Origin of the sequence: Desulfobacter latus (assembly GCF_013389365.1) — a bacterium.
Taxonomy (GTDB): Bacteria; Desulfobacterota; Desulfobacteria; order Desulfobacterales; family Desulfobacteraceae; genus Desulfobacter; species Desulfobacter latus.
On the sequence record NZ_JACADJ010000089.1, the window covers coordinates 1 to 13,493 of the forward strand.

General features: G+C 48.5%; 5 protein-coding genes. 4 read left to right on the top strand and 1 reads right to left on the bottom strand.

Translation table 11 applies throughout. The features are described 5' to 3' along the window. Positions 1–238: 238 nt before the first annotated feature. From HXW94_RS16750 to HXW94_RS16765, 4 genes are read left to right on the top strand one after another with little or no spacing between them, the layout of a single operon-like run. On the top strand, positions 239–3,478 hold the full coding sequence (locus tag HXW94_RS16750) for an ATP-binding protein (RefSeq protein ID WP_178368050.1): 3,240 nt from the start codon (positions 239–241) through the stop codon (positions 3,476–3,478). A gap of 11 nt (positions 3,479–3,489) precedes the next feature. After that, a complete protein-coding gene (locus tag HXW94_RS16755; RefSeq protein ID WP_178368051.1) occupies positions 3,490–4,101 on the top strand; it encodes a DUF7680 family protein in 612 nt (203 codons plus the stop codon). A gap of 19 nt (positions 4,102–4,120) precedes the next feature. Then, entirely contained in the window at positions 4,121–7,321 is a 3,201-nt protein-coding gene (locus HXW94_RS16760; protein WP_178368052.1) for a DUF1156 domain-containing protein, read from the top strand. A 10-nt stretch (positions 7,322–7,331) separates the two neighbouring features. Continuing rightward, complete coding sequence (locus tag HXW94_RS16765) at positions 7,332–11,246, top strand: helicase-related protein (protein WP_178368053.1); 3,915 nt, start codon at positions 7,332–7,334, stop codon at positions 11,244–11,246. A gap of 65 nt (positions 11,247–11,311) precedes the next feature. Here the strand turns inward: HXW94_RS16765 and HXW94_RS16770 are convergent, their stop codons facing one another. Next, positions 11,312–13,195: a UvrD-helicase domain-containing protein gene (locus tag HXW94_RS16770; RefSeq protein WP_178368054.1), complete on the bottom strand. Its 1,884-nt coding sequence runs from the start codon at positions 13,193–13,195 to the stop codon at positions 11,312–11,314. Between the last annotated feature and the right edge of the window lie 298 nt (positions 13,196–13,493).

Below are 13,493 nucleotides of genomic sequence, written 5' to 3' on the forward strand. Positions count from 1 at the left end.
CTTACAAAGATAAGGAATAGAGGCTGCGGGTTTCAGCCACTTAAGGTGTTTACATTTTAATAAAAAACTCTAATTGAATCGTAAATTAAATACTTTTGATTACTATTTAATTAGATTTTATAACCTACCAGTTGAAATTGCCGTATGTGTTTAGTAGTTTGGATTAGTTATATATTATATTAGGATGAGGTAATATCCTTTTTCTATAATCAGCAACAATCTGAACTGGGGCAAACTAATGCTTTCTATACTCAACACCTGCACTCCTCGGCATGACATTCTTGACGGCACATTCAATCCTGAAATATTCACGGCATCCATCAGTGAAGTGCTGAGATTCTATCAAAACCAAGGCACGGACATGCATCCCATGTACACGGATGCAGAACAGTTTTTTTCGGAAGCCACCTATCCGACGGATGGGTTGAAAATGGTGCTGCAGGAGGTCTTTGCCCGCCTGGCCGGCAACAATACCGTGCCGGCCTTCCACCGGCTTGAAACCGCATTTGGCGGTGGTAAAACCCATACACTGATTGCCTGCACCCATATCGGATATCAAGGAATGGAACTGGCATCTGTTGTCTCGAACCTTTTACCCACAAGCGACCTGCCGGAAAAAGGAAGCGTGGCGGTCGTGGGGATTGCCGGGGATGAATTGCCGGTTCATAAAATAAAAGGGGACGCCATCACCCCCTACACCCTGTGGGGCGAAATCGCCTTTCAGATTGGCGGGGAATCTCTATATAAAGACGTTGAAGATGAGGCAAAATCATTTGCGGCACCCGGCCGAAACTATTTTGATACCGTGCTGGGCAAGAAAAAAGTACTCATCATGCTGGACGAGCTGGCCCAGTATGCGGCAAGACTGACGGCAGCCAACCCCGAAGGCGGTGAGCAGCTCGCAGCTTTCCTGATGAGCTTAAGCGGGTATGCCCGATCCAATGCCAACATATCCATCCTGCTCACCCTTGCCAGTGCAACAGATGCATTTGCAAGCCAGACAGAACAACTGGCCGGACTTTTAGCGAAAGTCACTGGACAGAAGGTTTCAAAAGATGATGCACTGGGGATTGGACAGCGGGCCATTGGCAGCATCAGCAGCGTGGTTTCCAGGAATGACGCTCCGGTGGTTCCTGTTCAGTCCGCTGAAATTTCACGGGTCCTAGCAAAACGCCTGTTCTCAAAAATTGATGATGCCGCAGCAACCCAGACCGCCTCAAACTATGCCGACCTGTATCAAAAAAACATGTCTCTTCTTCCGGACAATGCCACCCGGGCCGATTTCAAAGACCTCATGGCAGCCCACTACCCGTTTCACCCGACCTTAATTGATTTTTTAAATAACAAACTGGCCGTGTCTGAAAATTTCCAGGGCACCCGGGGCGTACTGCGGGTGCTGTCCCTGGCTGTAAGGGGGATCTGGAACAGAAAAATCGATATTCCCATGATTCATACCTGTCACATTGATTTAAGGGATGCCAGGACAGTAACTGAAATCATCGGCCGGACCGGAAGCGGTGATCTTCTGCCGGTGTTAAATGCCGACATCGGCGGTGCCGACACCGACCAGATTCAAGGCAGCAGCAGCAATGCCCAGCTGGCAGACCAGAAAAACCCCCATCCTGACGGCTGGCCGATGTATGAATTCACATGGAAAACCATATTCCTGAACAGCTTAACCGGAAGGGAACAGGGCCTGCAATCCAATATATTCGGCCTTACAGAACAGGAAGCCATGTTCAATGTTGCATTTCCGGGCCTGACTCCGTCCCAGATCAATGAAGCGCTAAAAGAAATCAGCCAGTCGGCGTTTTACCTGAGGTACAATCAGGGCAGATATTACGCCAGCCTTGATCCGTCAGTAAACATCGCCCTTGCCAAAATCCGCCGGACACTTGGGATCGATGAACTCAATGATGTGCTGGATGCCACAGCCAGAAAACTTGTCAAAAAAGATATCAAAACCTTTAAAATCGTTCATGATGTGGCCGTGTCCGAACATATTCCGGACAACACCGGCAAACCGGTACTCGCCCTTGTCTCTTTGGGGGCGTCAAACCTGGATATTGACGAATGTGTCACCTATGCCGGCCCCAATATTCCGAGGAAAGAACAGAACCTTGTATTTCTCCTGGTGCCCAAGACCGTTTCCATTAAAAGCAATCACCATAAACAGGGAGACCTGTTTATCGCCACGGAAACCCAGGCCCAGAAAGAGTTAACCCGGCTGCGGGAACTGGCCCGCACCGTCGTTGCCATGCGCAAATTGAACGCCAATCCACAGAATCAGGGCATCAATCCCAACAAGCTTGATAAAGACGATTTTCAGAAACGGTTCCATGAAAGGGAACAAGCCCTGCTCACATCAGTCTCCGAATGTTATCAATATCTCTGGTATCCGTCTGCCAGCGGGCAAATCGCCTGCAAGGAGATCAAAACCGGCGGCGGTGAAGGCGGAGAATCCATTCTGGAACAGATCGGAAAAACCCTGAGAAGCGAAGGTGAAATTGTCACTGCCGACCATACCACCCAAACCGATTTATCAAATCTGTCCACGCTTTTTTTCGGCCCCAAAGATGTGGTCTCCATCCAGGAAATCCGGAATAACTTTTGCCAGTTAAGAAAGTGGCCCATCCTGGAGTCTGCTGATTTACTGGATAGCATTATCCGGTCCGGGGCGGACAAAGGGATATGGTATGTGTATAAAATGGGGGATTCGGAACGCACAACGCCTTCGGAATTCTATGGCCGAGATGCCAAGGAAATGTCCCTGAATATCAACCTGGCGGACGGATATTCCCTGGTCACGATCAAGGGAGCCAATCAAAGGGGATGGACCGATAAAGGCGGACTTGAGCCCCAGAAAGTTAAAGAATACGTCAAACAGATTGCAGATGAAAAACAGATCGCCCAGTTTCGTGAAATTGTGGATGATTTCAAGGCAAAACATGGCGACATCCAGAATGGCACCATAGAAAAAGCCATAACAGAAGTGATCCAGGACGGCCGGTTTATGGCAAGTAAAGATGAGGTCAAAGACGATGAAATCCCGGAACTGATCAGCGGTACAACAGCCATGCTCTACCAGCCGGACCCCAAAGACACCATTGTCACAAAAGCCAAAGCATCGGAAAAAGGCTGGATTCAAAAGAAAGATCATGGCATAAACCTTTCCGGACAGGAATGCACAGAGACCGTGTTCCCATTAATGCGGCGCCTGGGCAGCATTTATGAAAGAGGCGGGCTTTCCGATATTGACGCCCTGGATATGACCGGACTGGTTCTGCCCAACGGCGGGAAATTAAGGGTGGAATTAATAGACGCCACCCCGGCCACCCTGAAAGATCTCAGTGAGTTCTTTGAAACCCTGGCAGGTCTGGTGGAAAAGGACGATGGCACGGAATTTTATCTGGATATCAATGACCCCAAAGACGGATGCAAATTCGTAAACAAACTGCAACAAGATAAAAACGAATAGAAAGATTCATAATGGCCGCAAAAAAGAAAACAACAGATCCTGAAACCCACTACGCCCAGCGGGTAAAACCGGAACTCAATCAGGCGAAATGGATTGTCCGGATCACAGAACATAAAGATAAACCCATGCCTGTACTGATACTGAAGGAAAGAATCCAGCCGGATCAGCGTACAGACACCCGGGACATGGTTGCCCCCAGGGCGGTGTTAAAGGAGCGGGGCCTGTTATACGGCCCGTCTCTGACAAGGTGTCTGCCGGTATTAAAAACCATTGTCACCCGGGTAACGGACCAGGCCGATATTCCCCTGGAACTCCAGCAGTACCTGAACCGGAAACGGATTACCTTCCGGGGCAATCTGCCCCTGGATGATGAGGCCGGATACAAGATGGGCCTGATTTTCAAACTCCAGGAACGAATCAAAGAAATGGACCGGGTGGAACTGATCGCCCGGCGGGTGGACCGGTTTACAAAGGAAGAAGCGGCCTACTGGTATTCACGGATTTCCAATTTCACGGACGCGGCCAACCGCTGGGCCATGGCCGGGATGAAAATCATGCTGGCCGGACATCCCAGCGACAAGCACATCGAAAAGATGCTGGATAAACTGAGACTCAACTATTAAGCAGAACAAGGCAGACAATATGGATCTTTCCTATCAGGATGACTTACGGTTAATTGAAGCTGGATTTCCCTGCCACCAGGTGGGGGCTGAGACCCAAAGAGAACGGGGGGCAAGTTCAGCCCTGCCTCCTCTTTATTTTTTACATGTCTGGTGGGCAAGAAGACCCTTAACCCCAAGCCGGGCTGCCATACTGGCGTCTTTGCTCCCGGCGGATACAAATCCGGATTGGTTCATAAAACAATTAGGCTTAAAGAAAAGAGTGATCAATATCAATGGGATATCATGCACTCTAACAGGTAAAGCCCTTGATAAAATACAGACAGATGAAACCAATCAAGAAGTGTTACCCGTTGATACGGCAGTCCTTAATTATTTGGAAAAAGAGAATACTCGGATACAAAAAAATATCAGATTAATCAATCGGTTAAAAGAATCCGATCCGTCCATTCAGCATGACCCGATTCTGATAAAATGGGAAGCTGAATTAAAAGAGATACCGCGTCCATTCCCAAAGCCCGGCGAAGAGCTGATTGTTAAGCAAATTCCGGCAGACCCATCCTGGGCAAAAACTCGGATTGAGTGGGAAAATAAGCACAAAATAAGAACCCAGGAAGACAAATACGGATATGCCAGGGCATTTAGTGCCTCACCCGTGGCATCTGAAACAACGGGTTTAACTGTTTTGGACCCAACATCGGGTGGTGGTTCCATACCATTTGAAGCTTTAAGATTAGGTCACAACGTCATCGCAAATGACTTAAACCCTGTGGCATGTGTCATCCTTAATGCAACGCTTAAGTATCCATCACTATTCGGGTTACCACTGCTTGAAAATATTGAAACCTGGGGCAATAAGTTAAGAAGCGCCATGGTAGATAGAATTGAGCGTTTTTTTCCCTGCGATAAAATTCCAAATTCCGAAAAAAAGCATCTGGATCAACTTTTAATAAACGCTCCTGATCTTGTGGATAATTATCTTGACGAAACCCTCGACGGATTCCTTTACTACCGACAAGTAACCTGCCCCCATTGCGGCGGAGACGCGCCTCTCCTGAATACCTGCTGGCTGAGTAAAGAAGCCGGCAAACAATGGGGAGTAAAAATCATCCCAGACGGAAAATCCGAAGGGGGCAGTGTCGGTTTTGAGACCTTCCGGGCCGAAAAAGGAAAGGGACCACATGGAGAAGATGCCGAATTTGCCACAGTCAAGCGGGGCGTCGGTCTTTGCATTCATTGCAAACAAGCCATCACTCCGGATGAAATCAAAGCCCAGGCCCGGGGCGAGTCGGAAAACGGAACATGGAAAGACCGGCTGTATTGTGTGGTTGGTGTCCGGTTTCAGCCCAAACTGGACAAGCAGGGGCAGATCCAACGCTATAAGTCCGGCGCCAGAAAGGGAGAGGTTAAAACGGAAAAAATCCGCTATTTCCGGCCGCCCAATTCAAATGACCTCAATGCCCTGGATCAAGCTGAAAAAGAGCTGGACAAAAACTGGGACCATTGGGATGATTTGGGATTAATTCCCACAGAAAAGTTTCCCCAAGGGAATGATATGCGTCCCAAAATATATGGTATGCCTCGTTGGTGTGACATGTTTACCCCTCGACAATTGCTGGGGCATCTGACGCTTATGGAAGAATTGAATCGTTTGCAACCCCGGATTCTTGAACAGGAAGGGGAAAAAAAGGGCAAGGCGATCATCACCTATCTTCAGTTTGCCATTGATAAAGGCGTCGATTACAACAGCCGCCAAACAAGATGGATCGCGCAACGAGGCCAGGTATCAGGAACGTTTGGACGACATGACTTTTCACTGAAGTGGACCTTCGGCGAAATGATATTCACAGGACCCCGCTCCGGGGCGGCTTGGGGTTTATCACAAGTATTAGATGCATACAAGGGTATCGCAGAGCTTACCGGCAAGAAAAAGCATCCTGTTACCATCACCAACGGGTCCGCTGCGAACTTAAGCAAAATTAAGCCATCTTCTGTGGATCTGGTCTGTATGGACCCGCCATATTACAACAACGTCCAATATGCTGAATTATCTGATTTTTATTATGTCTGGCAAAAAAGAAGTTTGAAAAACTTGTATCCCGAGTATTTTTCAAGACGATTAACCAATAAAACAGATGAAGCAGTGGCCAATCCGGATCGGGATGGCGGAACCAAACCTGCAAAAGACACCTATGAAAAAATGATGGGGGAAATTTTTGCAGAATGCCGGAGAGTCCTGAAAGACTCCGGCATAATGACGATGATGTTTACCCATAAAAGCCAGGATGCCTGGGAAACGCTGACGCGATCATTGATCGAGCATGGTTGGATTATCAGTGCGGCATTTCCTGTTGATTCTGAGTTTGCGAACTCACAAAACATTATGAATAACGCATCCGCTTCCAGCTCCATTTTCCTTGCCTGTAGAAAAAGACAAACAACATCTGATGAACCCGCCACCTGGACAGGTTTTGGCGGCACAGGCGTTCAACAAAAAATCCGTACATCCGTCAAACAGGGATTAAAGGATTTTGAAACCCTGAAACTCAACCCAGTGGACGAAATGGTTGCCTGCTACGGCAAAGCCTTAAGTGTGTTGTCCGAACAATGGCCGGTTCTTGACGGCGACGAGCCCGTCGGTCCCATCCGGGCCATGAACGAGGCCAGCCGGGTGGTGGCGGAAAACCAGATCTCCCGGATCACTGGCGGCAAGCTTTCCATCAACGACATGGCACCGGAGGCGGCCATGGCCTTGACCCTGTACGGCATCTACGGCCTTGGGGATCTGCCCTATGATGAGGCGTTGAACTTGTCCCGGTCACTGAATATCAAACTGGAAGCCAAGACCGGGGGATATACCGTTGACGACCGGTTCATCGGCATCAACACCCAGTCAACCACCCGGCGGAGCAACCAGGCCGCCAAAGCCGAAGACCTGGGGTTTCATGCGCCTTTGCTCCGGAAAGGTTCTAAGCTGAGGCTGGCACTTCCGGAAGAACGGAACCCCAAACGCCTTGAACATCCACAGACCGAATGGGACCTGCTTCACGGACTGATTGTCCAGTATCGCCAAGGGGATATTCCCCTTGTCAGGGCCTACATGACCCGGCATGCAGAAGGCAAAGAAGACATCCTGATGCACCTGTTGTCCGTGTGGACCGCAGAAACCGGGGATGAGAATCTGCGCAAAGAAGGCAATACCATTCTATTCGGATTAAAATAAGAGGATATAGATGCCTGCTGCGCCAAAACCCGCCAATTTCAAAGACAGGGAATGGCGGATCTCCTATAAAACATCCTCCGCCACGCCCGGCCGGAGAGCCGTCAATATTCTCCATGATTTTTATATACCGGTACTGACATCCAGCGTGGATTACAAACGGGTGGCCGGATATTTCAGTTCCTCCTCCCTGGCCGTGGCATCCCAGGGATTTTCCGCCCTGGTAAACTCGGGTGGAAAAATCCGCCTGGTGGTGGGATCGGATCTGAAAGAAGATGATGTGGAAGCCATCTTAAAGGGAGATAGCCAACGCATGGCTGAGGCCCTCAACAGCGAACTGGACCGGCAGGAGAGCTGGCCAAAAGCGGTCACCCGGGGCGTGGCGCTTCTATCATGGATGGTTGCCAAGGGGTATCTTGACATCCGGGTGGCATTCCGGGTTCACAAAAATACGGGCAAGGCCCTGCCCTTTTCATCTTCCGAAGATGGGTATGTCCATGAAAAATGGGCGGTATTCACCGATCAAAAGGGAGATCGCATCTATATTTCCGGCTCATTGAACGAATCCAGAACCGCATTGTTGTCCAATGCGGAAAATATTGACGTTCACGCAGATTGGTGGGGCAAAACAGACAGGCGCAGGGTGGATGAGGCCCAGGCGGATTTTGAAAATATCTGGAATGACATGTCCGCGTATCTGCGTGTGATGACCCTGCCCCAGGCCGTTAAAGATAAAATGATCACCATTGCGGCATCGGCCGGCACGCTAACTGAAATAGACGGCACCCGGGTGGATATGCCCGAGTCCATGGACCTGACCGCGGCGGTGCCCCGTCCAACGGCGCTGGAACTGCTTCGGTTCAGGCTCATCAAAGACGGGCCAAAGCTTCCCCGGGGGCGGTATGTGGGGATGGAAACCGCGCCGGTAAAGGCCTGGCCCCACCAGGATGTGGTTGCCCGGCGTATCATAGAGACCTGGCCGTACAGCTACCTGCTCTGCGATGAGGTCGGGCTGGGCAAAACCATTGAGGCGGGCCTGGTCTTCAGATCCCTGTACCTGTCAGGTATTGCCAAACGGATTCTGATCACCCCGCCGGCCGGTTTGACCCAGCAGTGGCAGCGGGAAATGGCGTCCAAATTTCTTTTGCCGTTTTCCAGATCTTTGTCAGGGCCTTATGCCCGGCAGGAAGTCATTTATCCCACGGAAAAAAGCACCCCATTAAACAGCCTGTTTGATCCGGATCTCTCCATTGTCTCCACCGGATTGATTTCACGGGCAGAACGCCGGCATGAAATCAAGGCGGCCAAGCCTTTTGATATCACCTTTGTGGATGAAGCCCATTACGCCAGACGGAAAAATGCCGGAAACGGGCACCGGGTTCAGGGCAGATTCGGCAATCTGTATGAAACCATCAGGACCCATTTAAGGCAGAAGTCAAAATCATTGCTGCTGGCCACAGCAACCCCCATGCAGATTGACTGGATAGAGGTCTTTGATCTCATTCATCTTACCCTCAGGGTGGGACAATTTCAGGAAGATCCCTCACTGACCTGGACCTATTATGACATGCTCGGGGCCATTGTCAGGGGAGAAGAAACGCCCAACGATCTGTGGGATTTCTTAAAGCATGCCATTACGGCGCTGGATCACCATGATCCCTTTTATAAAGGATACTTGGATAACGCCGTTATTGACGGCCGGATAAAAAGTACGACCCGCCAATGGCTGGAGCGCAACCGTATTCCCAGGGGACTGGACAGAAAACGGATACAGCGGCTCATTTTTTCTGCGGCCCCCCTGTCCAGGGTCATGCTCCGCCACACCCGTCCCCTGCTGGAAATTTACCGGGAAAAGGGGCAGCTGGGGGCCAACCTGGCCAAACGGCACATCCTGCCCGTACCTAAAATTGTACTCAATGATCTTGAAAAAACAGCCTATGATGAGCTTGACGTGTATTGCCGGGAACTGGTCAGCAGGCTGGCCTCCAATAAACAGGGGAATAAAGCGCGGCCCAGCCTGGGTTTTTTATTAAGCTTTCTGAGACTGCGGCTGGCCTCCAGCCTGTTTGCAATCAAAGAAACACTCAAGCGCAGGAGAGAAAAGGTAACAGCCACCTTGAGCCATATGGCGCCACAGGCGGAGGATCAGAATATTCCGAGTGATATTGAGTCCTGTATTGACAGCAATGATGAATCCGACAAAAATATTCAAGAATTGTTTTTAAAAGACAGAACCCCGGCGGACTTGACATGGGAATTGTCGAAACTGACGGACATGCTCGGCACCCTGCGCGACCTGTCCGCCCCGCCGTCAAAATTTCAGGCATTGCTCAATGTTCTTGATAGGCGCAAATTTTCAGGCAACCGGATTCAGCAATTGGTCATTTTCACCCGGTTTTACGATACCCTGTCCGATATTGTCACACGGCTCAGGGCCATTGATCCCGGTATGCGCATCGGAACATACTCCGGTAAAGGGGGGCAATATGTGGACCCGGATACCAGACAGATGAATACGGTTGACCGGGAAGAGATCAAACACCGGTTCATGGGTGAATCAATTGATGTGCTGGTCTGTACGGATGCCGCCGCCGAAGGTTTGAACCTTCAAACCGCAGATCTCATTATTAACTATGACCTGCCCTGGAATCCCATGAAAGTGGAGCAGCGTATCGGCCGTATTGACCGGATCGGCCAGAAACATGATGACATATACGTCCTGAACCTTTGCTATGTTGATTCCGCGGAGCAGATCGTTTATGACCGCTTGCTTAAACGTTTGGTCCAGGCCGGTGATATTGTCGGCACCCAGCAGGTTTCCATGCTGCCGGTCAGTGTGGAAGAATTCAATGATCTTGCCGCTGGGGATATAACGCCCCAGGAATTGGAAGCCTCGGCAAAAGAGAGAATCAAAGAACAAAACAACCGTCGGCAGAGCATGGAGATTCCGGCCCGGGAATTATATGAGATCTATCTGCGCCTCACCCAGACCCGGGAGAAAAACAGCGTACCCATCACCCTTGATAATATTTGGCAGGCATTTACAGAAGCCGATTTCCTGAAACGCATCGGCTGCCGGATGATTAAAGAAACCGCCAACACCATCCTTGAATTTTCGGGTCTTGATGAGTTCCCGGAAGGGGCCTGCCTGACCACAGACCGAAAATCATTTGAACAGGGTGGGCGGGAATTAAACGGCCCACTTCATTTCGGATCATATGGCGATCCTGTGTTTGATGCCGTAATAAATACCTATCAGGCATTTGAACTGCCCCCGGCCATTCAAAGGATATCCGAAACGATCCAGGATATGGATACCGAGGTGGTGGGATATGCTGTGGCAGTTAAAAGACAAGGCAAGGCCACCTCTGTAAAATTAGTAGCCAGGTGGTCAGATCTAAAGAATATTGAGATAGATGAAAAGGCAGACCTATCGCAGATGGATCTGGCGCCTGTAAAAAAACAGCTCCATAGCCTGGTCAGAAAAGAATATGACCCCACAAGAGCGGTGGGCCTGCTTGAGCAATTGAATTTCAAAGCTGCAACAGCCCAAAGGATAATGAATTTAATCTGCATCAAGGGGCTTCTTCTTCCCATCGGAAGTACAGAAGATGAAAACTTCTGGACAATAACTAAGGGGATTGAAGAGCTGCTGGCGCAAAGAGACAGGCTCATGGTCTCCAAGTTACCCGTTAAAATCCTGGAAAAAATACACCCCTATCTTCTGACAGAAATCCAGGTGCCCAAAACAGGGGAATATACCACACTGACACTGGCCATTCATTTCATCGCAGCCGCCCTGGATGAAGGATATCGTGTTGCAGATGCCATGCGGGTCAAAAAGAGTGAGTTGACAGTTGGTGCAGTCAGATCCAGGATTGACAGGGAGGTCAAAAAAATTGTTGAACAATTCCTGCACAATGCTTGATAATAATCATGAGGCAATCATCATTTTGAAAAAAATGGCGTCAGCGCACAGTGATAATGGAGTCGTCAATTTAATAAACTTTTATTTTTTTCTACAAGATGGGTGAAAAGCCAAATGTCAGAATTTGGTATGAGGGTCTGCTTGGCCCGGGTGGCGGCAACATAGATCAAATTCAATTCATTGATTTTATCCGCTGGCCACGGTTGATTTAATTCAAAATATTTTTCGGCCTGCTCCGGCAATTCCTTGTTTACGCGCAAACTGAACGCTTCAGGCGTTTCATTGTCGGACAAAGCATTCCGCTTTACCCGGCATAGTTTCATAAAATCGTCTGAAAGCCTTACGCAGTCCCATTCAAGGCCTTTGGATTTATGGGCGGTTGAAAACACAACATCAGCTTGATTTTCATGGACTTCCGCCCGATATATTGCTTCAAGATAGCCTGGAATGTCATGGGTAAATTCTGTCACGACAGCCAGAACTGTGGTGCTTTCTATTTCTTTGCTCTCTAATACATATCTTTTAAAAGCTTCAAAGGAATTAAAGTTTTTATAAAACGGATCCTGAATTTTATCCAGCTTTCCGGCATAAAGCCAATACACATTTAAAATATCCGAAAACCGGTATTTTCTAGAGCCCCCGACAAATCCCAGGGATGCTTTGTCGATGAAGGCCACAGCTTCCTTAAATGCCATGGCATTGGTTCTTGTTAGAATTGTTTTTTTATCAGTATGGTTCACGCTTTCTTTCAAGCCGATAATCTGCTTTTCTTCGTGTTTGAAGATCTTCAAAATCCAGGTAGCTATGTCGCCAATCAATGAATTGAATCGAAAGCTATGGGTGAGATAGAACACATGGTTCGGTTCAATAATATCCATGGCGTCAATGGCCCCCCGGAAATCATAAATCTGCTGATGGCTGTCACCGATATATATTTTTGCACATGTCTGTGTATCGACGATTTCAAATATAACCGGGTTCAGATCCTGGGCCTCATCCACAAGAATGCAGTCAAAATCCAGTCGTGGAGTTGACAGCTGATACAGCTTTAAATAAGCGTCGTGGAGCATTTTGGCGTTGGAATCATCCTTGTCTGTCATCATCTCCCAGTATTCTTGGGCCAGCTCGGTCAACTCCCCGCGCTTTTGTTTACTGACAAGCCCCGCGAACCTTTTAGGAAAATGTTCCATCCCGATTTCAGGGGCTGTGGAATTCATGTAATTGTTCAATATATTGATAATGATGGTGCCATCGAAATATGAATCCAGGTCAAACAACCGGGCCATGTCAAAGGCTTTGATGCTTCCTGTAAGCTTGTTTTTGAATTTCCACCCGAATTTTCCATACGCCAGGGAATGGGCCGTGCGGCAGGTCACATTGGACGGAAATTTGTCGGCCGCCTCCACTTGGACCGATTTATTATAGGCAAGATATAAAAACCGGGTTTGGGGATATTTTTTGGCATATTCGCATGTGGTGGTTGTTTTGCCTGTGCCGGCAAAAGCAATCACTTTTATGGTTTTTCCATACTCCACCGGTGTATTGACGATCCGTTCCTGTTCATCCGTCAAATCAATGGCTTGTGCTGAATCCGTTTGATCCAGGTCAGACAAAGAATCCTTTTTAAGATCTGCCACATAACGGGATACCGCGTCTGCATTTATTTCAAACGATGAAGCACTGCTTTCTTGCGGCGCGCCTAAAATGTGGTTCATCCCGTTCGGTTTCAAAAAACTGACCGGCCATACAATATACTTGCTATCTCCATCAGTGGTTTGCCTATAGGCACCGCCCATTTCTTCACCATCCGGTGTCAATCGCCATTGCCTTTTTTCATCTCTATGAATCAACCCCTTTTCTTGAAAAATTTTAAAGAGTTCGGTGTTGGGAAGCCCTATTTTTCTAGCTAAAACAGATGTCGATACTCCGGCCGTTTTTTCTTGTTGCATTCTATAGTTCCTCTATCTTCCACATAAGGCCCTGACCGCATGAGGTAGAAGTTCAGCGGCAAAAGTCCGTCACAAATATAGAAACAGGCTGTTAACGGGAAATTAATGTATTAAACTCAATGGTGTCTACTTTATTATCTGTGATATTGAACAATTTAATCCTTACTTTCCCAATGGTTCGGACAAATTTAGGCGCTAATAGCACCGTAGTTTATCAGTTCCTCGTATTGAGGCGTATTTTTTATCAAGATAGGGTCCAAATCTAAGTGTGAAATAAATCGGTCCAGTAGGTTTTCAT